This window comes from Undibacterium sp. Tian12W, assembly GCF_049339405.1.
Taxonomy (GTDB): Bacteria; Pseudomonadota; Gammaproteobacteria; order Burkholderiales; family Burkholderiaceae_D; genus Undibacterium.
This window is the reverse complement of the sequence record NZ_JBMPPK010000033.1, coordinates 24,029-43,837: the sequence shown is the minus strand read 5'-3', so window position 1 is coordinate 43,837 and position 19,809 is coordinate 24,029. Positions and strand designations below refer to the sequence as shown.

Sequence of the window (19,809 nt, the reverse complement as noted above, 5' to 3'; positions counted from 1 at the left end):
ACTAAGGGGCACTAAAGGGCACTAAGGGGCTCTAAGGGGCTCTAAGGGGCAAGTGCAGCACTACCTTAGCTAAACTTGATGATGTAAGCTGCATCTCGTATATCATTGACTTTCGACGGCCCGGCACCTGTGCCGGACGCGGGCTCAGGGCGATAGTCAGGGATACGAAATTGATCATTCTGACCACCGTAGCGGTAGCCAAGTGTCGCGAACAATGCAGGATACTGGCTTACCGTGAGCATACGGCCATCGCAGAGCATCCAACCCCATGCTTGCATCGGCGAAACATATTGCTGGGCGCCTTCAGGTGAACTGATCTCACCAGCAAAGGCAAGCACTGATCCCACCGGAATATCGTTGGACGGTATCCGCACAGGGAATGGATTATTTATGCCATGTGCTTCCATCGTGCATCCTTTATCTGTTGAGTTTGAGTCGGCAAATCAGGCACCCGGCCAGGTGCCCCATCCACAATTGGCCTATCGCATCAGTGGAAATGCTCGCTGAGCTTTATTATTGAATAATAAACTAATTTTTTGCCCAGGGTAATTCGGGGTAGCAAAAAAAACGACGCGCTATCCAATATGAATAGCACGTCGATTTTTTTAATTGCATCCCTCGTAGCTATGACAGCCCACCCGGGTGCAGGCTTAGCGGCTTACTTCGATGCTGCCGGGGTGGATGCTGCTGGTGCAGCTGCCTTGGCATCGTCCGCTTTCTTGTCCGTATGTTCTTTCTTGGCATGCTTCACATGCTTTGCTTTTTTCTCTACCGCAGGTTTGACTTCTGCTTTGGTTTCTGCTGCTGGCGTTGCCGCTGTTGCTGGAGTTGAAGCCATAGCCGATGCAGATGCAACTTTTACAGCTGGTGCCGGGGTGCTGGCAACAGCAGAGGCAGGGGCGGCCTTGGCTGGTGCAGCGGGCGTTTGTGCAAATGCGCTACCCATCAAAACAGTAGAAGCGATCAGGGCGGTAATGAGCTTGTTCATGGTGATAATCCTTAATATGACTGTGAGCGATTTGTTTGTTTTTACTTGATTCACCGGCAGCGTCTGGCTGCCGGTATGCAATCTGAAGCTATGCTTATTTGATGCTTATTTGATGCTTATTTGATGCTTATTTAAGACTTATTTCGATGCTGCGCTGGCTGCGGCAGAGGCGCCTGCTGCTTTCACTTCTTTTTTGCCGTGCTTGACATGTTTTTCATGTTTGGCTGGCTTGGCTTCTGGTGTGGAAGCTGCTGGTTTGCTTTCTGCTGCTGGCGTTACTGCGCTGGCAGATGTTGAAGCTGAAGCGGCGACCACTTTAGCGGCTGGGGCAGATTTCGCTACGCTCGCTGCTGCTGCGGCTGTTGCTGGCTTGGAGGCAGCAGTTGCAGATGCAGAAGCTGGAGTTTGTGCAAAGGCGCTACCCATAACAACTGTGGAAGCGATGATGGCGGTGATCAGTTTGTTCATGATATTTCCCTCTTTATGTTTTGGGTTGCTTGTTAAGTTTGGTACTTCTTCTTTGCGTTTCGTTTTGCTTGTTTTTTCGTTTCGTAGTCACGCTACGTAAGCCAAAAACGCCGCCCGGCTACATTGCGTTGACGCAAAAAACCACAGGACATGAGGCTTAGTGTTGTTGTTCTAAACGGCATGTCACCTGTCAACCGATAGCCAGGCTCATGCGTTACGCGCGTAGGGACATAAAAAAAACGACGCCTGCTTGCTGCATGGCGTCGTTTTGTTTGAAACTATCACATCTGCCAATCACAACAAACGGCCTTCCTTAACCGAAGACGTCAAGGTGCCAGCTTCAATACATTCTTGGCATAAGGTAGGTGCGCATCGCGTCCCCTACGCAGTGCCAGCCAGATTACACACCTGGTGTCTGAAACAGTCTCACTTTATCAAATTCAAAAGACCGCAATTGATCATGATGCCTTTCAGGGTATCGGTCTCTATCGATTTTCCAGAAGTGTGTTCATTGTAGTCAATGGCCGTAAACTTAAAAAAATTAACAAATGTGGACGGGCTCAGCTTGTTAAAACTACTTTGCACGCAAGCACAGACTTCGTCCACTTTTGACTCATCCAGCTTATCTGAAGCGCTCACAACTTTGAGGTCACCCATCATCGCAGCACAAAAGCCGGATGTTGGTGATTGTATTTTTGCGATCACACATTCTTGCGCAGCTAGCTCTCCCCGTGCCTTACCTTCGGCTGGCGACATGTTTTTCATTAAATCTGGCGTCAGCGTCATGCTGAGGCGATCACCCATACAGGAACACAAGTCAACTCCATTGACAATGCCAGTAGTCCATTTAAAGACTTGTGTCGCCCCAGAAGCGATTCTTTCAGGGGTGAGCATGTTTTTCCCACTCGCATCTACTTGTCGCTGACAAGTTGTGACGAGTTGGCTTTTTGGGCCAAACAATGCCTCTTTTTCTTTCTTGGTGAACTCTGCTGACCATGCAGATCCGCTGATGAAGATGATCAATGAGATGACCAATGAGATGATGTTACTGATTATGCGCATAATGTGTACCTGAAGAATTTTTCCACCATTATAGTCGAGCTCAGGTATGGGGATTAGCGGTTTTGGATGAGGTTTGCCGCCACAGCAGCAAGGCAAGCTGGGTATAATAAAACACCCCATACTCAGGGACAAAATCAATGAGCACACACCTCAATGCACAACACCAAAACAATCAGTATCTGACTTATCCAGAGGATGTCCATGCAGCCTCGCTACAGGCAAACCCGGAGCTGGTCGGACGCTGGCTCAAGGGTTGGGCGCTGGCACGAGACACTGCCCCGCCTGTCGCTGCGCATGGTGGCTGGCATGTTGATGTAGGCTGGTCTGAGCAAAAGGCACGCTATGTCTTCCCTGGCTTGTTGCCAGGCATTGCAGACCTGGCCCACAGCATCAGCGAACCCTGGATTTTTTTGAAAACCTGCACGTCCGCTGCTGCACTACAGGCCATGCTGCCTGCGCACTGGATCATACAGCGCCCCGGTTACATGATGACGCTGGCAGCCAGCATGCCAGCAGCGCCGGATTTACCTGCGGGATATAAACTCGATATCGCACCGGCACAGCCCATCTCCACGGTGCGGGTGCTGACGACAGAGGACGAAGTGGCCGCATCCGGACGCATCGTGCTGGTCGATGGGCTTGCCATTTATGACAGCATAGAAACGCAAGCGGCACACCAGCGGCGCGGCCTGGGGCGTGTGCTCATGAAGCAACTGGAAACCATCGCGGCGGAGCACGGCATCCACGGCGGCGCACTGGTGGCAACTCCCCAGGGCCGGGCACTGTATGCCAGCCTGGGCTGGGAATTGCATTCACTGTACAGCACCGCCGTCATCCAAGCACCAGCCTGAAGCCATAGCAAGGGGCCGGAAAAAAAAGCGGCACTGCGCAAACACAAATGTGCAATGTGCACACCATGTTTTGAAGTGAATGCTTTGAATTGGATGATTGCAGAATTTTGCGTGTGGAGCGGTGCGCATGGCGCCCCCTACTGGCGGCATGGCATCGTTTTTGAGAAATCGTATTTTTGCAAAATGACGTAATGCAGGGTGCTCAGGGTAATATATATTGCGCCACACCCTACGCTTATATCCCGGCACCTGCTCAATGGTGCTAAACCCCGTAATAATTAATCTTACCGTCAAGATCGCGCTGGAAGGTACATCCAATTTTGCGCTCGAAAGCGTTTCCACATTGCTGTCCACAAAACCACCCTACATGCGGAACAGGAACTGCTTTGGCCAACAAGAGTTCTTCAGGCCCGGGCACAATACCTTCTTCCGAAATGACAGCGAGGAACTGACCGCATTCAAGGCAGATCACTTTATCGCCATCTTGAAATCTGGTTTCATCATCCGTCTTGTTCATTCTCGTTTCCTTTTGGGACAAATATGTTTGCTATCCGGCTTATACAGAAATAATCATCATAAATTGCATGCCGGTTTTTAGTGATCGTCAGGTAGTGTGCATTGTAATGCACCGCTCGTTACAGCTATTTAGGTTACGGTCCTGTAAAAGATATTGCAAGCACAATATTTTTAGGTAACATAGCTATATGAAAAATCCTCTCAAAACCTGGTCCAAACACCTGTCATCGAGCCTGATGCTCGCGTGCCTTGCCGCGTGCACCAGCATTCCACCTACTCCTGTGGTGTTGTTCAAGGCGGCGATTTATGATATCCGCGACGGGCCGCCTTATCCAAGGTCCCGCAAACCCAACACCGTGGACTTTACCAGTTATTTCTGGGTCGATTTCATGCTACAAGAAAACCTCGTCGGCCATGTCAGCAATACCCGTGGCCCGGCTTTGCTGACGGCCTGGCACATGCCTATGGAATCTTACTGGCCCAAGCGTGATTTTTACGTACTGGCACGTCAGGATCAGGAAGGGAAATTACAAACTATCTGGTGGGATTTCGCTCACAGTGGTTTTTGCGTGACTCAAAAAACTGCACAAGAGTTGAACATACAAAATGACATGCTGGCCCTGTATCAAAGCGGCAAATTGAAATGTTCTGTTCTGAATGAACTGGGTTATGACCTGCCTACGATAAAGAAAAAAGACTAAGCTGCAGCAACATGAGTAAAGCATTGTCCAACAACTGGAGTAAGAATGCCATGCATGGATTTACACTATTGAAGCGACCTGGCACGCGACAGAGCTTGCGCAGACTGGCTGGTCTGGCGCTGCTGGTATGTGCACTGCCTTCACGGGCCTTAGCGCTTGAAGATGTCAGCGCTTACAGCGAAGAACTTATTGCAATGTTCAAAAAGACCAGGACGCCAGGAAGAATTTTGACAGGGATGACCCCAGGAGCATCGACAATCTGATAGAGACGGATAAAAACAACCTGGCCAGGTTCAAGGAAATCATCAAGGCCATAGGCTGGCCCTCGGTGGACAAAGTAGGGGCAAAGGCAAGCGAGGGGGCTTTTTTCATTGCCCAGCATGCAGTCACTGACTGGCCACTCATGGAATTTGCGCTGATACATGTTGAGGCCGATTACCGTGCCGGCAAGAGCACGGGCAACAACTACGCGCTGATGTATGACCGCATCAACATGCTGCATGGGAAGCCGCAAAAATATGGCACCCAGATCGTCAACAATAGCGATGGCTGTGGCGTCTATCAACTAGAAGATGCCGGGAAAGTCGATATCTATCGGCAGGACGTAGGCTTGACACCAGACCTCAAGACCTACGAAGCAAAAATGTGCGGCAGACGCTGACCGTAGCCGGTTGCATTCAAATTGAAGAGGATGGCCTTGTCACTGCCAGAGGTGTTTAATTTTCATGGCTGCGTTTAGCAAGACTTGTGTGTCCATCTTTTGATAGCCTGATGAATTTGACAGCACGATCCACAAGCCAGAAAACAAGCACGAGCAAACCCAGGACCAGCACTATGATTTCCTTGAGCCATAACAGTATAAAAGCAGTCAGGCGAAAAGGCCGGTCACTTGATGGGGAAAACTCAAAAAAATAATACAAAGACCAACCCAGGCAGGCCATCGAAACCACAAGTAGTACGAATTGGGTAAATGATTTTTTTGAATTACCGTTGTTATTGTTCAGTATATCCATGGCAAGTGTCTTTCATTCCAGGTTAAGTATGGGTGCATCAAGAGCAACCATAGATGGACTTAAATGGACTTAAATGGACTTAAATAGACATAAATGAACATATTCCCGGTACAGTTTTAAACCTGATCAGGAAGCATTGGTTTTTCTGAGAACAGCATGTTCATGCATGCCGTAGCGTAACAAATCCTGTGCATTTTCAAATTTGATGTCATATTCAATCTGGCTGCCATTGATTGAAAAAAGCTTTTTGACCGGATAGTTCATTTCAGGCCACTGTGCGATCCAGTATCCTTTATTTCCGTCGATCTTGATTTCTTTGATGAGCGCATCCGATGCAATGATTTTTCCATCGATCATGAACATTTTCATTGAGATGGTCGAATCTTTTTTTACTTCTATGCTCATGCTTTTTGCACCGATATCACTCATCGACAAAGTCTTACCGTTGGCCATCGTGAGCCGGTATTGCTCATAATTATATTTACCTGTGATTTTATCGAGATCACCAGCGCAAGCCCAGCCCGATGCCATGAACAAAAACAGTGCCCACAAAAATTTCATTTTATTGCCTTTCAAAACAGCGTTGACGAAAATAGCATCCACTAGCTTATCTTTTCATTTTCAAAAACCCGCACTGTATCATGCTGCCATTAAGGGTATCGGTGTCTGGTGATAGCCCGGAGTTGATGTAGGCGTTGTAATCGACAGGGGTATATTTGAAGAATTTTTCAAATTTTTCCGGGGTCAATTGATTAAAGCGGTCTTGCATGCAGCTACAGACTTCTGGCATTTTTGATTCATCCCATGCACCTGGCGGGCTGATCGAGATGACGTCACTCATGACGGCATGACAAAAACCGGATTTCTGTGTCTGCATTTTTGCCAGCACGCATTCCTGCCCCATCAGTTTTCCCAAAGTCCTGCCATCTTCTTCCGACATATTTTTGATTGTATCCGGGGTCAGCTTGGCGCTGGCGCGCGCAACAACGCAAGTGCAATATTCAGACGGATTGACAATGCCGGAGGTCCATTTCAATAATTCCACCATCTGGGATGAAAACTTGCCTGGCGCAAGAAGCGTTTTTTCCAATGTCTGCATCTCATGCTGACAAACGCTCATCAGTTCGCCATTGGGGCCAAACAATGCTTCTTTTTCTTTTTTGCTGAACTCCGCGGACCATGCCGGGCCGCTGATAAGGATAATGAATGAGATGAGGATGCTGGTGATGCGCATAAAGTGTGCCTGAGTAGTTTTTTGCACATTATAGCTGAGCGTCTTAGGAGGCGGCTGGCAGTTTTGCATGCTCAGCAGATGGAACATGTCATCTTGATGGAAATGTAGCGATGACAAGCGGTATATCGCAAGGCGCAGCATGTCCCCACTGCGAATTTGAAATCCAGGGAAATACTTGTAGGCACAAAGACGCAAAGCGACAAAACCCCAACAATGAGCGCCTTGCGAAGATTGGTTCTGCGCCTTTTGTAGGCATAGACAACACCAAACCCTGATGCTAGGTAAGCCGCCGCCCAGAAACATAGAAAAAAAATCCCACATAAACGAGTTCAAGACCCATTCCCCCATCATATATTCGCCCCTTCCGCATCAATGATGCTGTCAAGAAGAAGACCTGACTTTTTTTGATATTTCATCAATATCCCTTTCTGACTGCATTCATTTTTCCGTTGCAATCAATGTAGCGCAAATACGTGCAACATGTTTTTTATCATGAGGTCGACGATAGCCATGCTTACGATCACACTACACTTTTTTCCTACGTCGCAGACAGGCTCTTTGCTCCCATTATTTTGATCTTCTCATGTACGGCAAGAGCTTGATACAGCGATGTTTGTTAACCGGCGTGCGTCAGGCGCACCGGTTTTTTTGATGTGAATGTCTGCAAAAATATTGGTAAAATATGGTGATCACGGCGTGCGCTACTGACCGCATGACGCAGTTTTTGGCATATCCTATTTGTTGCACATTGCCGTGATGTAGGGCGCAATGTATTGCGCCGCATTTGCGTATTGTTTACGGAAAAGGTGTTTTCCCAGAGAATGCAGTGATCACATACGGCGCATTGCAATGCGCCCTATGCTGGCCACGCTTATATTGATTGGGTAGTCAATGCCGCGCACGGTGTGTCAGCCACCTGGTCATTTGCTCTGACTCGGTATATATATTGACCAACAAGCGGATGATCTATCCATTCAGGTACTTTAACTTGCTGCACTTCATTTTGTTCATTCATTTTCTTTTCCAGAATATTTTCTCTGGTCAGACTATCCACTCAGCTTCAATCACGATGAAGTCTGACGATGTCTCGATGCTTGGAGACCAGTCATCTTCAGGAAAAGCATCAAGATAAATAAGAAAATTGCCGTCTTTACGGATCGACAAATAGCTAATTTTTGCATTAAGCAAGCGATATTCGGGGTGTTTTGTCCTCCATTCATCCGTGGGTGCATCAGGCAAATTGGATGAGCTAATGATTCCGGGCAGCCGTACAATCAACTCTGCAAATGTGTCCATTTGCGCCTGGATGGGCTCGGTTCCCTTTGCATTTAATGAGACGGAGTAATCAATCCCGCGTACAGGTGCTTTTGCAATCCAACTGTTCTGTTCAACGCGGTATTTGTATTGTCCAACAAGAGGATGGCTGATCCATTCCGGTTCTTTGGCTTGTGGCACTTGTTTTTTTTCGTTCATTTATTTCTCCGAAATATTTTTTCCAGATCAGACAGCCCATTCAGCCAGGGTGACTTTGAAATCGGATGAGATATCAAACCCCGGAGCCCAGTCGTCTTCAGGATAAGCATCAAGCCTGACAAAAAAACTGCCGTTCTCGTACAAAATCAAGGAAGATATGTGCGCGTTGAGGAGGCGGTAATCGGGATGCTTGGTTCTCCACTCATCTGTTGGTGCGTCTGGCAAATTAGAAGCAACAATGATTTCTGGCAGCCGTGCTATCAGTTCTGCAAATCTGTCGATTTGAGCTTTGACTGGTTCGGTTCCCATTGCTTTTATTGTGATGGGGTAATCAAGACCATTCACAATCGTATCGGCACTCCAGTCACCTTGTTGCCAGCGTTTACATTCTCCAAATAAAAGATGTTCATGTAGCTCGGGTTCCCAGCGGGAAGGCGGGTATTTACGTTGATCGGACATATTATTTTTCTGATGAGTGAATGTGTAAATAGTCTTTTGATTTATCTTTTGCGTCCATTTAATACAGGTGCAGATACAGTTGCCAGTTTTCAATGCATGAAAATTTTCAATGATATTTCGACTATATCTTAAAATTGAAAATTTTATTGTGACAAACAATAATGATGAGGATTGCTGCCACGTCACAGTGTAAATTGACGCAAAGCTCTTCTATTTTTGCGGAGGTACGACTCCCAAACTCTCGTCACGATAACCAACCCCAAAATAGCGATTGACCGAACCACAATTCCGGCAGGCTGCCCTGATATTGCCGGTCGGATCATGTATCTGTGCTGCCCCCATGAAACCCCACGGTTTTTCATTATTATTCAAAATCTGTGAAAAAACCTGAGGTTCTGCGCAAACGCCACGATATCCTGCGGTATCTGGATTTAAATTGTTTTTGTTGATCAGGTCTTGTACGAGAGAATTTTCTATTGAAGATAATTGCAAGTCTTTACGAGTATACTTGCTATATCCAAGAGTCACTTTACCTTCCCGGTCAATGAAGGCAGCTGCCATTCCTCTTTTTGCTTTATTTTGCGCTTCTTTCACAGCCTGTTGTGCCATACCCTCTGCATTATTTTGGCTGGGGAACATCCTGAAGTCATTGAGCCTGTTCGTCCAGTCAGGTGGCAAGGAATCCAGTGCGTAAGGGTGCCGGACTTTGAATAAGCCCTCAGAGTGAAGCTCGCTCTCGGGTAACATGATATCGCGAACCGCTTCTGATCTGCTAAGCGATTGTGGAGTGATTTCTGGCAAAGCATGGTATTTTGTGTCTGCAACACCCGTGCGGCCTGGAACTATGTGATCAGGAATAGCTGTTCGTGCTCTTGTTGCATAAGCTGCAGCTCCCGGCACTGTATTGAAGGCGGCACTTAATATGCCATCCGATGCGAGTTGTGCCCCACCAGTGGCCAGAAAACGCCAGGTTCGGTAATCCAGATCGGCAAGATAATCTTTCGTTCCCGGATCATCCTGTATCAAGGGGCTACTCCATGGACTGATTGCAGCGGGCGAAATATAAGCAACTCCTGCACCAGTGACTCCATCTCTGTATTGCCTAAAATCGTCCAGCACAGGATAGCCCCTGGGACCTCCATAGCTTGATCCTTGGTAAGTATCTGGATCGATTACACTGGGCACGACACTCTTTGGCGGGCGCGCTAAATAGGTCCCCCTGGACTCTGTCAAGCCTGCCGCACGCGTGGCAATCGTTGCCATGCGCAAATACTCCTCCGCCGCTGCTTTTTGATCGCTGTCTTTAAGGGCGGCATATGCACTGCCATAGGTGTCTGCATGCGTGCGAAGCTGGTCGCTGAGAAGTTTGCATTCGTCAATGGTCGAACAGCCTGCTGCGCGGCCGTATGTTTGTGCTGCATAATCAGCCAGCCTGCCACTGCTGGTTTGTGGGGCGGCCCAGCCAGATCCCGATGAATCTGAAGATGCGGAGCGCGTGCTCCGCCTGTTTTTTTCTGCCGCAGTAATCGCATTTCCATATGCATCCGGAGCAGAGGTATAGTAAGCATCATTTTCAAAGCGACGGACTAGTGGAGTAGCTGATATAGGATCCCTGTTTTCATCATTAGCTGGCCCGACGCTTGTGCTCATGCCACCCATTCCATCGAATGTTTGAGCCCTGTAGCTGTCTTCATCATTGCCGCCTCTTCCCATGGTGGTGCCAGATGGTAAGAGACGGATGCTGGGGTCAAGGTCTGAGAGTTGCAAATCATCTGCCATGTTACTGCCAAGGTCTTGCGCATTGAAATTATCGTCGCCGTCAAGCTCGTCAAAATCGAGGATGCGGTAGTACAGGCCGTCACGGCCGCGTATGCGGCTTCTGTTTGGCATGTATGTTCCTTAGGTGTTTTTGAATAGAGGTATAGGCATGTTGCTTGGTTGTTGCTTAGTTGTTGCTACAGCACAGGTAAAACGCCATCTTGTGCGTGGCAATGCTCTCTGCACCGCGGCGATTGCTTCCTCTTGAGAGCGACTTTATGCAGTCATTCGCGGCTAAAGCCGCTCCTGCAGAAAAATCGTCTCCTGCATCACGAGCTTAATATGGCGATGTTTGCTGACTTGTAAGGCGCGCCGCGTGCGGCGATGCTTGTTAAGCTGTAGGGTGCGCCGTGCGCACCGGGTTTTGATGTGGGAAATTGCAGAATAATGCGTGAAAAGCGGTGCGCATGGCGCACCCTACACAGCACGGTAATGTGCAGGGTGTGCGTGGCGTGCAGTTTATTGTGCTGCGGTTACAAAACCAGCTTGCGTTCTTCGACCAGGTAAAGCAATTCATCGAGTGCGTTGATAAAAGCTTCTTGCGGGTCGAGCTTGGGGTATTTCCAGAAGTTCATGAGACCCAGGTGTTTGCAGATGGCCCAGTAAGTCCAGGGTTGTTCGAGGCGCAGGTCGTTGATGAGGGCATCGATCTCTTTGACTTTTTTATCCCTTTCTATATCCCAGACGGCGTGGCAATCATCGGCAGCAACAGAATAATTGCTGAGGGCATTCTTGCCGATGATGCCGCCACCGATGCCAGTGTCGCGGGCGATTTCTGCGTGGTTGTTGTTCATCCACATGGCCCATTGGTCGAGCCAATAGGTCAGCAGGTCTTTTTGCTGCTTTTGTGGGTCATTGTTGTTGGTGACTGTGTGTGCAAAATTCTGACGTGCGTTCATGCTTGCTCCTTGTTGTGCATGGGCTGTAGAGGTGTTGCTTGCGTATTTTTTAAACTTTAAAACTTTAAGACCTCCTAACACAGAGGCGCAGAGTATTCATAGAGGGACACAGAGAAAGGCTGGAAGCATATTCTAGTTGGGCGCGTAGGTTGGGCCGGGCTTGTAGGTTGGGCCGGGCCTCGCTAGGCTACGCCTTACCAGCCCAACACTCGGCTTAAAAACAACGTAATCGTCTATCAAAGGCTGAGTGTTGGGCTGATACACCGTAGCCCAACCTACGAGAATGCCAACACTTCCGTTTAACTGTCTTTCTCGCTTTTCTCTGTGCTCCTCTGTGAATACTCTGTGGTGCAGCAGGGGTTTCGTGCGGCCCGCGTAGGGGAGCATGCTCCTCGCCTGCGTAACGAAGACTGCTTGCAAGCAGTCTTTCCTTCCTCTGTGTTGAGAGGTTTTGATCAAAACTAAACCACCCGCCGATAAGATTCCCAATCAAACACCACGGCCTTGCCACCACCTTCACGTAGCCTGTCCATGGCGCGGGTGCCGATGTAGTGTTCGAGTTCTGCCAGCCCCAGATTGCTGATGAGGATGCTGGGTTTCATGACTTCGTAGCGGCCGTTGATGATGTCGAACAGCAGCATTTTTTCTGTCTCGCTGCCGAACTGGACGCCGACTTCGTCGAGTATCAGCAAGTCTGGTTCTACAAATTCCTGTATCAGTTCCGCCTCGGTGTGAGGGCTGTCGCGGCGGTAGCTTTCTTTGATGCGGCGTACTGCTTTTAAAACGGAACTCATCACGGCTTGTTTGCCTGCATCCATGATGTGCCTGGCAATGCCCACCGCCAGATGGGTTTTGCCAGTGCCTACACTGCCGCAAAAAATCAGACTGCGGCCAGACTTGAGAACAGCATCAAACTCTTGCGCATAGGCCTGGCAAGTGCGCAATGCCTGCTCTGCTGCAGCGCAAGTGGGGCGATAATTTTGCAGGTTGCGTTCTGCAAAGCGTGCCGGTATGGCGGCACGGCCCAGGCGTTTTTGCCAGAGTGCGGCTTGCTGTTCTTGCCGTTGCTGCTGCATGCTGACCTGGCGTTGTTGCGCATCGCTGGCTTCCTGGCATTGCTGGCAGGCAGACCAGATGCCGGACTTGTGCGAGTAGGCGGTGTAACTGCCATGCTGCGTGCAGTGTTGCTGCTGGCTGCTAAGCTGCATGCCGCCGACGCGGACAAAACTGCTGCTGTCAGAATGAACCATCCTGGGCTATTCCCTGTGCGTAGTTGGTGTTGGCAAGGTCTTTTCCATGAGATTTTGATGCCAGTCTGGCGGGCGCACTCCAGTCCGCTTTGTAATGTTCGTTAGGGCCAAAGAAGGTCGCCGCATGCTTGATGAACTTGGGTGATTCCCCGGAAGCGGCAATGTAAGCCGCATAGCGTTTGACACCTTCGAGCATGAGAGTCGCATCGACGCCTTGACGCCGTCTTGCCAGCCAGGCTTGCCAGGCTTCTTTTTTGCTGGCACCGGGTCGGCGTGGATAGCCTTTCCAGGCTGCTTCGAATTGCGCAGTATCTTCGTCAGCCTTGGTCAGTTTTTTTGCTTTGGCAGATCGTATTTTTTTGTCGTCGCTCTCGTGACAAGGCGCAGCCATGTCAGGGGTGAGGGAATCAGGAATCAGGTTAAGGGAATCAGGAATCAGGTTAAGGGAATCAGCCGGGCTAGTTCTGGTTATATTTTCGACCTTGTCAGTGCCCGACCCTATACTTGTCTGGGGTTCAACCGGGGATGGAATGATGCTTTCCATTTCTTTGAAATGCGGATTCTGATGCACATCCCATTTACAGATTTGAACGTAGCGATTTCCATCTACGATATAACGCTGGATGAAGCCACGTTCATGCAATGACTCAAGCAATGCATCAATATCGCAATCATCATAAGGCAAAACCTTGGCCTTGATTTTTTTGATGCGGTCTTCCACGCGCCCTTCTCTGTCAACAATGGTCCAGAGACCTGCAAACAGCAAGCGACCCAGTGCTGGCAATTCAGCCAGCGCGTCATTGGTAAAAAAACCTGGTTTGATATTTCTTGAACGTGCCATATTTCATTTTCCTTTTTTCATTTTTTGATCATTTATTCGCAAGCCACTGCAGCAGCATCACATCTCAAGGCAAGCTGAAAATCTTTTTCCGTTTCCTGGATTTTTCTGTGGTGTCGCAAGGGTTTGGAACGAACCGCGCAGGACGGCCAGCCATTCGCAAGCCAACTACCCACCACGGCACAATTTGCAATACGTATACACAGGCTGATTCTGCGCATTGCAAAACTGCCGTATTGATCGCATCTGCCCACGCCCGTGACGGCAGCGCGGGCCTTTGCACAGACGACGGGCGGTAATGGTGTGAGTGGGTGAAATCACCCGGTTGTCCAGATGCTGCCAGTCTGTGGTTGCGGGCGACTGGCTCAGCATGGGCAGGCCCTTGTTTGTGGTGTTACTTGATTTTCCCCACAGGCTTGCCCCATCAGGCATGCGCGTGCGGACACCTGACGCAGGATGTCATTTTGTATTGTCATGTTGTTGTCGTATGGCTGCGTGGGCAGTCTGGTTTGTGTTTTTTTAAAACCGGAAGACTTCTCAACACAGAGATGCAGAGGAGCGAAACAATCTCGTTTGTAAGCGCTATTTCACAGGCATGGACATTATTCCCTCCCCCTCGAAGGGGTAGGAGCCATTGCGTAGTGCGTAGGTTGGGTCGGGCCTCGCTAGTCCTCGTAGGTTGGGCTACGGGGTATCAGCCCAACACTCGGCTTTGAAATAACGTAATCGTTTATCAAAAGCCCGGTGTTGGGCTGATGAAACGTAGCCTAGCGAGGCCCGGCCCAGCCTACGCACTGGGCTTTGAAATAACGCACTCGTTTAACAAAGGCCAAGTGTTGGGCTGATACCCCGTAGCCCAACCTACGCACTTGCCAACATTCTCGTTTTCCCAATGTTTCGCTTTTCTCTGTACATCTGTATCAAGAGGTCTTCATCGTCAATTTATATGCCCCATGCATGCGGGGCCCAAGTCGCCAGAAAGACGACAAAATCATCAGCCGGATTGCCAAAACCACAGGCGGCTGATGGTGACCAGGGAATCCTGGTGGAGTAAGTAGATGGTTAAACAGTATTCGCGCGGTAACAGATCAAGGCAGGCGAACGGCTAGTATGTTTAAGGTTGAAGGATAGATGGGTTGATAGCTTCGTTTCATTGCCAGATGCATACCTGATTAAAGTAAGCGAGCGTCTCCCCACAAGTTCAATTATATACACTTTCGTATTGCCATCCAAGTTTTTTTCACTAATTCTTGGCATTTTTAATGCAATAACGCATAATGCAGCCATGGACGCTAAAACTAATATCAAATATCTCATGGATAAGTCGGGCATGAACCCGACTTCGTTGGCAACTGCCCTGGAAAAAATGTTCCCTGATGAAGTCAGGGTGCCGCAGGCGACGATATTCCGTATCGTCGAGGGCATCACCAAGGACCCGCGCACCTCTTCGCTGGCGCCGATTGCCAAGTTCTTTAATGTCACCCTGTCTGACTTGCGCAGCAAGGATTTGCGCGGGCATGAGAGCAGCCAACCTGTCGCTGCCAATGATGAACAGGTCAGCATCGCCACTATTAATTACTATGCAGCCAAGGGCTCTTGCGGTGGCGGCGCACATAATGAAGATGCCGAACCCAAGGGTCAACTGATTAAAGAGCTGGGCTTTTTCAAGAAATATGGCGTCAAGCCTGAGAACCTGGCGGCCATCTATGCCGATGGCAGCTCGATGGCTGACTTTATCGTTGATGGCGACATGGTCATCATCGACCAAACCAAGACTGAGCCACAAAGCGGCAAGATCTTTGCCATCCAGCATCCTGATGGCCTGCGCATCAAGCAATTACGCCGCGAAATCGATGGCACCTGGGTGCTGGAAAGCCGCAACCCCGACAAACGCACTTATCCCGATGAGCGCATCACGCCTGAAAATGTGGGCTTGCTGAAGATCATAGGGCGCTTTGTTTACAGGCAGGGCGGCTGATCCGTCGTGTTGGTTGCAGGATGGTTGCTGGGTAGTTGCAGGATGGTTGCGTGATGGGTTTGTGACGGTGCACAGACCCTGACATGGCGGCGGCATATCTGTACACTCGCCCATGCCAATTTGCTATGATAGCTACTTGTATGCAGGGTGATGCAACCGGCGCCCTGCCCCCTGCTCTCTGTAATTCCACCACGATGGATGATCAAGCTTCATGCAAACTGTACTCTCGCAAGCCCTCCACACCCCGCGCCTGATCGTGCGCACCATTCAAGAAGACGACCTGCCTGACTTGTTCAAGGTATTTTCTGACGACACCGTCACCCGCTTTTTACCGTATATCACCTGGGAAGACACCCTTGCTGCCCATAGCTGGTATGCGCGCGTCAAGGAAATGGCAGCGCAGGCATCAGCCGTGCAATGCGTGATGGTCGATAAAGAAAGCAACCAGGTCATTGGTTCTTGCCTGCTGTTTCGCTTTGATACCGAGAGTGAACGCTGTGAGCTGGGCTATGCGCTGGCGCAATCGCACTGGGGTGGCGGTTACATGGCCGAAGCCCTGCGCGCCCTGCTGACGCACGCCTTTGGCGAGATGGGCATCAACCGCATCGAGGCAGAAGTCGATCCCCGCAACCCCGCCTCTGCCCAGCTCTTGCGCAAACTGGGCTTTACCCAGGAAGGCTTGCTACGCCAGCGCTGGAAGATGAAGGGCGAGATCAAGGACACCTGGATGTTTGGGCTCTTGCGCGACGAATGGCAGGCGGCAAACCGGCCAGGCTGATCTTTGCCATTGGCGGCCAGGACAAACCTGAAATGATGCATGCTTACGTGCAGGGGTGGCTTTAGCCGCGAATGGCCGCCACGGTACCGCTGTTCGCGGCTGAAGCCGCTCCTACGGAATGTGATTTCCGGATTGCAGGGCGCGTTGCAATGCGCTGTATGGCAGGGGCGCACGCGGCAATTTAATTGACCGGCGATAAGCAATACCAGGCAAGCAGGATACGCCGTGCGCACCATAGCTTGGCAATATGGATTGCGATATTGCTTGTGATATTGCTTCTGATACGGATGGTGATATCGCTTGAGAAGCGCAGCCTGCCATTTGATGCGCATGGCACACTCTACTCCTGCAAATTGCTGTAGCCATCACTTAGATCAAAGCACGCACGCTTTCAAGCGGCAAGAACAGGGACAAGGGCGTATCCGGCAAGGGAATGAAGCCAAAATGCTCATAAAAACCTGCTGCAGTATCATCTTTGGCATCCACGACCAGAGCATAGGCGGCAATTTGTGCGGTAGCTGAGCGTTCCAGTGCATCTGCCAGCAAAACTCCGCCCAAGCCCTTGCCCGCAAAACTGCTATCGACTGCCAGGCGCCCCAGACGAACCACGGGCACGCTGGGATAGCGTGGCAATTTCTTTTGCACCCCGGCAGGCAAGGATGTCAGCACCACGCTTGATGATGCCAGTGTGTAATATCCAGCAATCTTCCCCTCGCCATCTGTCGCTACAAAGCAGGCCGTCACTCTTCGTTTAACGTCCTGCATGAGCTGCTGTTTGAAATAGCGGTTAAGTGCTTCAGACTGGCAATTGAACTGCTTGCGATCATGCGTCTGGTCAAGCTGAACGATGTTCAGGAATGGCTCATCCATGTTTGCAGAGCCCCATCAGTGCTGGTCGTTGATGATTTGCTTTTTCCTGGCGAAGGCTTTTTTCAAGGCTGCGTTGGCAGGAGGGGGATTGATCAGGGCATCGGCAAAACTCGCCTGATCGGCGACAGACAGACGCATCACTTCTGCCTCGTTAATGACCTCCTGGGCAAACTTCAAACTGACGCTGGTGACAAAATCAGTCACGGTGCGACCCTGCAACTCAGCCGCGCGCTTGATCAGCGCATAGCTGTCAGGCAATATCCTGGCTTCTATTCTGGCTTTGGTTGTGGTCATCAGTCATTTTCCTTGCATAGTTTCTTGCATCATTTTCTACATACTTCCCTGCATAAGAATTGTACGGCTAACTGCCGTCAGATTCAATAAAAATACCTTTAAGTGACATGAATCAAACCGCCTTATACCAATTCCAGCACTTTCCACGTTTACATATAACCAACAATTCCATACGAAATCATACTTTTTAATGCATTTTCGTATTGACTTGATTAATACAAAAGCGTATAGTTCTACTCATGGTCAGACAAACAAAGAAAGCGACACATGAGCACGCAAACTTATTTTGGATTACCCAAAACCTATTACGCCCAACCGGCCACTGCATCCACTGCGGTGCTGATCAACGGGCAAAACCTGATCGACGCCTTTGCTGAATGCAGCATGGAACAATGCAACAAAATGGCCAGCATGCTGGACCAGGGGCGGTATGAAAACTTTGGCAGGATGATGGCGAAGGTCATGCAGGACTGGCAGCAATAAATCGCTGTACTGTGTTTGAAAGCTGGACGATGAAATCTGGGTTTTGAAATCTGAATACAGAGTTTCAGCACTGAGTTTCAACACCGAGTGCGGCACTGAGTTGAACACTAAGTTCAACACTGAATGTCGATATTGACTATAACACCGAAGCGCTCTGCATCTGAGTGCATAGCACGCAAAAAGAATACGCTGGTGAAATCGGTTCGCGGCCCATTTCACACTTGCCGGAGTAGCGTCCGGCACCTTGTCTGCGCTGGCCTTGCACCTTCTGCTGCCGCGTTCACCCGCGGCGGGCAAGGCCAGCGCATCACATTGTCACCTGTTTTTTTCCGGCATCAACAGCCAGCCGCAATGGCCAGCTAAAGCAGCACAGCATGAGCAACACAGTATCAGCAGTACGGCATCAACAACAAAGTATCACCCGGCATCACCAGGTATCACCCTCAAGCATCTCTCTTACAGTATCACCCAAAAATTACATTGATTAACACGAGAACGAGTGCGTTTTTTTGTGCGTACGCGCTCGCCCAAAATTTTGTGAGGACTAGTATGAAAACATCCCTGACAGACTGGCTGGTCACTGCCCTGGCGTATATCGTCATCTGCACTGTGCTCAGCATCATCAATAATGAAGAAGACAAAATACCGGGCGCTGAACAGCTTGAGCAGCCTGAAAAACAGGCAGCTCCCGCCAGCCGGGCTGCGGCGAGACTACATGCCTCAGTGGCTACCTCAGCAGCTACCCCAGTGGCTGCATCTGCGAATGCATCAATGAATACACAGCTCGCCAAAAAAATACCAGAGCAAGGCACTGGGCGTAGCGAGCTGAGCCAGCTGGCGCAAGAAGCAGAACGCATGACCGGCTTTGGTGCGAGGGTGCAATGAAGCATAGCCGCCAGTTACATGCCGTGGGCAATGCCCTGTTCGATACACGCAGCAGCCAGTGCATGGCGATCGCTTACGGCTGGCAGGCCGAGGCGCATTACGATGCCAGCGGCAAAATCTGCAACCCGGATGCCCTGCAACCGTCTGACGAAGCCATTGCCAATGCCCGCCTGTGGGCCAAGGCACCTGAGCTGCTGGACAAGGCGCAGGCCCTGGCAGCGAGGCTGCCACAAGATGATCACTGGTTTGCTGCCCATGAAGCACAAGCCCTGCGCGAACTTTGCCTGTCTTTAGAGAAAGCCACAACATGAACGATACACATGCCCTCATCAACCACCTGCACATGCGTGTGCGCATCAAGTGCGCCGTATATCGCATGATACGCGACCTCGGTTACAGCCGCCTGGCGGCATGCAAGACAGCGTTGCAACATTGATTTTTGAAATTTTTAAAAATTTTCACACAAGGCGATAACACGAATGGCATCCGTCAATAAAGTGATCCTCGTTGGCAACCTGGGCCGCGACCCTGAAACCCGCTACGCCCCCAGTGGCGAAGCCGTCAGCAACATCACCATTGCCACCACCGACAACTGGAAAGACAGAACAACTGGTGAACGCAAGGAACGCACTGAATGGCACCGCATCAGCTTCTTTGGCCGCCTGGCAGAAGTGGTGGCCATGCATCTCAAAAAAGGTGCATCCGTGTATGTAGAAGGCAGCCTGCGCACCCGCAAATACACAGACAAGGATGGCCAGGAAAAATCCATCACCGAAGTGCGCGGCGACACCATGCAGATGCTCAGCAGCAGATTCGCAACCCAGGCAGATGGCACGGATGGCACACCGCAAAAACCCCGCCAGCCCGCCCGCGCACCTGAGACCTGGGACAACATGGATGATGATTTACCGTTTTGAGTGATAGTCAACACCGCACGCAAAACAAGACAAC

The 19,809-nt window shown here is 50.1% G+C and carries 27 protein-coding genes and 1 pseudogene; 11 read left to right on the top strand and 17 right to left on the bottom strand.

Annotated features, from left to right (window positions below; all coding sequences use genetic code 11):
• Positions 1 to 65 precede the first annotated feature (65 nt).
• The 4 genes from ACO0LI_RS28580 to ACO0LI_RS28565 all read right to left on the bottom strand — a co-directional run bounded on the left by ACO0LI_RS28580 (position 66) and on the right by ACO0LI_RS28565 (position 2,518).
• Positions 66 to 407, bottom strand: a complete 342-nt coding sequence (locus ACO0LI_RS28580) for a phage tail protein (RefSeq protein ID WP_423037057.1) — start codon at positions 405 to 407, stop codon at positions 66 to 68.
• Positions 408 to 658: 251 nt separating this feature from the next.
• A complete protein-coding gene (locus tag ACO0LI_RS28575) occupies positions 659 to 988 on the bottom strand; it encodes a hypothetical protein (protein WP_423037055.1) in 330 nt (109 codons plus the stop codon).
• 138 nt (positions 989 to 1,126) lie between these two features.
• A complete protein-coding gene (locus ACO0LI_RS28570) occupies positions 1,127 to 1,456 on the bottom strand; it encodes a hypothetical protein (protein WP_423037053.1) in 330 nt (109 codons plus the stop codon).
• Between the two features lie 426 nt (positions 1,457 to 1,882).
• Complete coding sequence (locus ACO0LI_RS28565) at positions 1,883 to 2,518, bottom strand: hypothetical protein (protein ID WP_423037051.1); 636 nt, start codon at positions 2,516 to 2,518, stop codon at positions 1,883 to 1,885.
• A gap of 137 nt (positions 2,519 to 2,655) precedes the next feature.
• On the opposite strand from ACO0LI_RS28565, the gene ACO0LI_RS28560 reads away from it, so the two are divergent.
• Positions 2,656 to 3,369, top strand: a complete 714-nt coding sequence (locus tag ACO0LI_RS28560) for a GNAT family N-acetyltransferase (protein ID WP_423037049.1) — start codon at positions 2,656 to 2,658, stop codon at positions 3,367 to 3,369.
• A 262-nt stretch (positions 3,370 to 3,631) separates the two neighbouring features.
• On the opposite strand, the gene ACO0LI_RS28555 is transcribed toward ACO0LI_RS28560, so the two are convergent.
• Entirely contained in the window at positions 3,632 to 3,886 is a 255-nt protein-coding gene (locus ACO0LI_RS28555) for a hypothetical protein (protein ID WP_423037047.1), read from the bottom strand.
• 187 nt (positions 3,887 to 4,073) lie between these two features.
• Between ACO0LI_RS28555 and ACO0LI_RS28550 the strand changes: the two genes are divergently transcribed.
• Positions 4,074 to 4,586: a hypothetical protein gene (locus ACO0LI_RS28550; RefSeq protein ID WP_423037045.1), complete on the top strand. Its 513-nt coding sequence runs from the start codon at positions 4,074 to 4,076 to the stop codon at positions 4,584 to 4,586.
• Between the two features lie 238 nt (positions 4,587 to 4,824).
• Positions 4,825 to 5,247 (top strand): annotated as a pseudogene (locus ACO0LI_RS28545) (DUF6624 domain-containing protein); the annotation flags it as partial.
• A 55-nt stretch (positions 5,248 to 5,302) separates the two neighbouring features.
• Here the strand turns inward: ACO0LI_RS28545 and ACO0LI_RS28540 are convergent.
• The 10 genes from ACO0LI_RS28540 to ACO0LI_RS28495 all read right to left on the bottom strand — a co-directional run bounded on the left by ACO0LI_RS28540 (position 5,303) and on the right by ACO0LI_RS28495 (position 13,573).
• Positions 5,303 to 5,599: a hypothetical protein gene (locus ACO0LI_RS28540; RefSeq protein WP_423037043.1), complete on the bottom strand. Its 297-nt coding sequence runs from the start codon at positions 5,597 to 5,599 to the stop codon at positions 5,303 to 5,305.
• Between the two features lie 126 nt (positions 5,600 to 5,725).
• Complete coding sequence (locus ACO0LI_RS28535) at positions 5,726 to 6,130, bottom strand: hypothetical protein (protein WP_423037041.1); 405 nt, start codon at positions 6,128 to 6,130, stop codon at positions 5,726 to 5,728.
• A 76-nt stretch (positions 6,131 to 6,206) separates the two neighbouring features.
• Positions 6,207 to 7,154, bottom strand: a complete 948-nt coding sequence (locus tag ACO0LI_RS28530) for a hypothetical protein (RefSeq protein WP_423037039.1) — start codon at positions 7,152 to 7,154, stop codon at positions 6,207 to 6,209.
• Positions 7,155 to 7,704: 550 nt separating this feature from the next.
• Positions 7,705 to 7,848, bottom strand: a complete 144-nt coding sequence (locus ACO0LI_RS28525) for a hypothetical protein (protein WP_423037037.1) — start codon at positions 7,846 to 7,848, stop codon at positions 7,705 to 7,707.
• A 26-nt stretch (positions 7,849 to 7,874) separates the two neighbouring features.
• Positions 7,875 to 8,306 carry a hypothetical protein gene (locus ACO0LI_RS28520; protein WP_422953667.1) on the bottom strand — a complete coding sequence of 144 codons (432 nt, stop codon included), beginning with the start codon at positions 8,304 to 8,306 and terminating at the stop codon, positions 7,875 to 7,877.
• Between the two features lie 27 nt (positions 8,307 to 8,333).
• Positions 8,334 to 8,765: a hypothetical protein gene (locus tag ACO0LI_RS28515; RefSeq protein WP_423037035.1), complete on the bottom strand. Its 432-nt coding sequence runs from the start codon at positions 8,763 to 8,765 to the stop codon at positions 8,334 to 8,336.
• 210 nt (positions 8,766 to 8,975) lie between these two features.
• Complete coding sequence (locus ACO0LI_RS28510) at positions 8,976 to 10,478, bottom strand: hypothetical protein (RefSeq protein ID WP_423037033.1); 1,503 nt, start codon at positions 10,476 to 10,478, stop codon at positions 8,976 to 8,978.
• Between the two features lie 578 nt (positions 10,479 to 11,056).
• Positions 11,057 to 11,482 (bottom strand): hypothetical protein, encoded by a 426-nt coding sequence (locus tag ACO0LI_RS28505; protein WP_422953670.1) that lies wholly within the window; start codon positions 11,480 to 11,482, stop codon positions 11,057 to 11,059.
• 461 nt (positions 11,483 to 11,943) lie between these two features.
• Entirely contained in the window at positions 11,944 to 12,732 is a 789-nt protein-coding gene (locus ACO0LI_RS28500; RefSeq protein ID WP_422953671.1) for an ATP-binding protein, read from the bottom strand.
• Positions 12,719 to 13,573 carry a hypothetical protein gene (locus ACO0LI_RS28495; RefSeq protein ID WP_423037031.1) on the bottom strand — a complete coding sequence of 285 codons (855 nt, stop codon included), beginning with the start codon at positions 13,571 to 13,573 and terminating at the stop codon, positions 12,719 to 12,721. The genes ACO0LI_RS28500 and ACO0LI_RS28495 overlap by 14 nt, the downstream gene beginning before the upstream one ends.
• Before the next feature lie 1,282 nt (positions 13,574 to 14,855).
• Between ACO0LI_RS28495 and ACO0LI_RS28490 the strand changes: the two genes are divergently transcribed.
• On the top strand, positions 14,856 to 15,548 hold the full coding sequence (locus tag ACO0LI_RS28490; protein ID WP_423037029.1) for a S24 family peptidase: 693 nt from the start codon (positions 14,856 to 14,858) through the stop codon (positions 15,546 to 15,548).
• A gap of 211 nt (positions 15,549 to 15,759) precedes the next feature.
• Complete coding sequence (locus ACO0LI_RS28485; protein ID WP_423037027.1) at positions 15,760 to 16,326, top strand: GNAT family N-acetyltransferase; 567 nt, start codon at positions 15,760 to 15,762, stop codon at positions 16,324 to 16,326.
• A gap of 369 nt (positions 16,327 to 16,695) precedes the next feature.
• Here the strand turns inward: ACO0LI_RS28485 and ACO0LI_RS28480 are convergent, their stop codons facing one another.
• Both ACO0LI_RS28480 and ACO0LI_RS28475 read right to left on the bottom strand, forming a co-directional pair.
• Positions 16,696 to 17,196, bottom strand: a complete 501-nt coding sequence (locus ACO0LI_RS28480; protein WP_423037025.1) for a GNAT family N-acetyltransferase — start codon at positions 17,194 to 17,196, stop codon at positions 16,696 to 16,698.
• A 15-nt stretch (positions 17,197 to 17,211) separates the two neighbouring features.
• A complete protein-coding gene (locus ACO0LI_RS28475; RefSeq protein ID WP_423037023.1) occupies positions 17,212 to 17,490 on the bottom strand; it encodes a DUF1778 domain-containing protein in 279 nt (92 codons plus the stop codon).
• A gap of 267 nt (positions 17,491 to 17,757) precedes the next feature.
• Between ACO0LI_RS28475 and ACO0LI_RS28470 the strand changes: the two genes are divergently transcribed.
• The 6 genes from ACO0LI_RS28470 to ssb all read left to right on the top strand — a co-directional run bounded on the left by ACO0LI_RS28470 (position 17,758) and on the right by ssb (position 19,775).
• A complete protein-coding gene (locus ACO0LI_RS28470) occupies positions 17,758 to 17,973 on the top strand; it encodes a hypothetical protein (protein ID WP_422953677.1) in 216 nt (71 codons plus the stop codon).
• Between the two features lie 259 nt (positions 17,974 to 18,232).
• Positions 18,233 to 18,457: a hypothetical protein gene (locus tag ACO0LI_RS28465; protein WP_423037021.1), complete on the top strand. Its 225-nt coding sequence runs from the start codon at positions 18,233 to 18,235 to the stop codon at positions 18,455 to 18,457.
• 65 nt (positions 18,458 to 18,522) lie between these two features.
• Complete coding sequence (locus tag ACO0LI_RS28460; protein WP_423037019.1) at positions 18,523 to 18,858, top strand: hypothetical protein; 336 nt, start codon at positions 18,523 to 18,525, stop codon at positions 18,856 to 18,858.
• Entirely contained in the window at positions 18,855 to 19,169 is a 315-nt protein-coding gene (locus ACO0LI_RS28455; protein ID WP_162060350.1) for a hypothetical protein, read from the top strand. The genes ACO0LI_RS28460 and ACO0LI_RS28455 overlap by 4 nt, the downstream gene beginning before the upstream one ends.
• Positions 19,166 to 19,294 (top strand): hypothetical protein, encoded by a 129-nt coding sequence (locus ACO0LI_RS28450; protein WP_255431517.1) that lies wholly within the window; start codon positions 19,166 to 19,168, stop codon positions 19,292 to 19,294. The genes ACO0LI_RS28455 and ACO0LI_RS28450 overlap by 4 nt, the downstream gene beginning before the upstream one ends.
• A gap of 43 nt (positions 19,295 to 19,337) precedes the next feature.
• Positions 19,338 to 19,775, top strand: coding sequence for a single-stranded DNA-binding protein (ssb, locus tag ACO0LI_RS28445; protein ID WP_423037017.1), 438 nt, complete (start codon positions 19,338 to 19,340; stop codon positions 19,773 to 19,775).
• The last annotated feature ends 34 nt before the right edge of the window (positions 19,776 to 19,809 follow it).

Excerpts from the sequence above, each read along its gene's own strand:
- ACO0LI_RS28580 (WP_423037057.1), bottom strand. The coding sequence starts at position 407 with ATGGAAGCACATGGCATAAATAATCCATTCCCTGTGCGGATACCGTCC.
- ACO0LI_RS28495 (WP_423037031.1), bottom strand. The coding sequence starts at position 13,573 with ATGGCACGTTCAAGAAATATCAAACCAGGTTTTTTTACCAATGACGCG.
- ACO0LI_RS28470 (WP_422953677.1), top strand. The coding sequence starts at position 17,758 with ATGAGCACGCAAACTTATTTTGGATTACCCAAAACCTATTACGCCCAA.
- ACO0LI_RS28515 (WP_423037035.1), bottom strand. The coding sequence starts at position 8,765 with ATGTCCGATCAACGTAAATACCCGCCTTCCCGCTGGGAACCCGAGCTA.
- ACO0LI_RS28485 (WP_423037027.1), top strand. The coding sequence starts at position 15,760 with ATGCAAACTGTACTCTCGCAAGCCCTCCACACCCCGCGCCTGATCGTG.
- ACO0LI_RS28530 (WP_423037039.1), bottom strand. The coding sequence starts at position 7,154 with ATGTGGGATTTTTTTTCTATGTTTCTGGGCGGCGGCTTACCTAGCATC.
- ACO0LI_RS28505 (WP_422953670.1), bottom strand. The coding sequence starts at position 11,482 with ATGAACGCACGTCAGAATTTTGCACACACAGTCACCAACAACAATGAC.
- ACO0LI_RS28500 (WP_422953671.1), bottom strand. The coding sequence starts at position 12,732 with ATGGTTCATTCTGACAGCAGCAGTTTTGTCCGCGTCGGCGGCATGCAG.
- ssb (WP_423037017.1), top strand. The coding sequence starts at position 19,338 with ATGGCATCCGTCAATAAAGTGATCCTCGTTGGCAACCTGGGCCGCGAC.
- ACO0LI_RS28480 (WP_423037025.1), bottom strand. The coding sequence starts at position 17,196 with ATGGATGAGCCATTCCTGAACATCGTTCAGCTTGACCAGACGCATGAT.
- ACO0LI_RS28560 (WP_423037049.1), top strand. The coding sequence starts at position 2,656 with ATGAGCACACACCTCAATGCACAACACCAAAACAATCAGTATCTGACT.
- ACO0LI_RS28455 (WP_162060350.1), top strand. The coding sequence starts at position 18,855 with ATGAAGCATAGCCGCCAGTTACATGCCGTGGGCAATGCCCTGTTCGAT.
- ACO0LI_RS28535 (WP_423037041.1), bottom strand. The coding sequence starts at position 6,130 with ATGGCATCGGGCTGGGCTTGCGCTGGTGATCTCGATAAAATCACAGGT.
- ACO0LI_RS28520 (WP_422953667.1), bottom strand. The coding sequence starts at position 8,306 with ATGAACGAAAAAAAACAAGTGCCACAAGCCAAAGAACCGGAATGGATC.
- ACO0LI_RS28450 (WP_255431517.1), top strand. The coding sequence starts at position 19,166 with ATGAACGATACACATGCCCTCATCAACCACCTGCACATGCGTGTGCGC.
- ACO0LI_RS28460 (WP_423037019.1), top strand. The coding sequence starts at position 18,523 with ATGAAAACATCCCTGACAGACTGGCTGGTCACTGCCCTGGCGTATATC.
- ACO0LI_RS28550 (WP_423037045.1), top strand. The coding sequence starts at position 4,074 with ATGAAAAATCCTCTCAAAACCTGGTCCAAACACCTGTCATCGAGCCTG.
- ACO0LI_RS28510 (WP_423037033.1), bottom strand. The coding sequence starts at position 10,478 with ATGGGAAGAGGCGGCAATGATGAAGACAGCTACAGGGCTCAAACATTC.
- ACO0LI_RS28555 (WP_423037047.1), bottom strand. The coding sequence starts at position 3,886 with ATGAACAAGACGGATGATGAAACCAGATTTCAAGATGGCGATAAAGTG.
- ACO0LI_RS28570 (WP_423037053.1), bottom strand. The coding sequence starts at position 1,456 with ATGAACAAACTGATCACCGCCATCATCGCTTCCACAGTTGTTATGGGT.
- ACO0LI_RS28490 (WP_423037029.1), top strand. The coding sequence starts at position 14,856 with ATGGACGCTAAAACTAATATCAAATATCTCATGGATAAGTCGGGCATG.
- ACO0LI_RS28565 (WP_423037051.1), bottom strand. The coding sequence starts at position 2,518 with ATGCGCATAATCAGTAACATCATCTCATTGGTCATCTCATTGATCATC.
- ACO0LI_RS28525 (WP_423037037.1), bottom strand. The coding sequence starts at position 7,848 with ATGAATGAACAAAATGAAGTGCAGCAAGTTAAAGTACCTGAATGGATA.
- ACO0LI_RS28475 (WP_423037023.1), bottom strand. The coding sequence starts at position 17,490 with ATGACCACAACCAAAGCCAGAATAGAAGCCAGGATATTGCCTGACAGC.
- ACO0LI_RS28575 (WP_423037055.1), bottom strand. The coding sequence starts at position 988 with ATGAACAAGCTCATTACCGCCCTGATCGCTTCTACTGTTTTGATGGGT.
- ACO0LI_RS28540 (WP_423037043.1), bottom strand. The coding sequence starts at position 5,599 with ATGGATATACTGAACAATAACAACGGTAATTCAAAAAAATCATTTACC.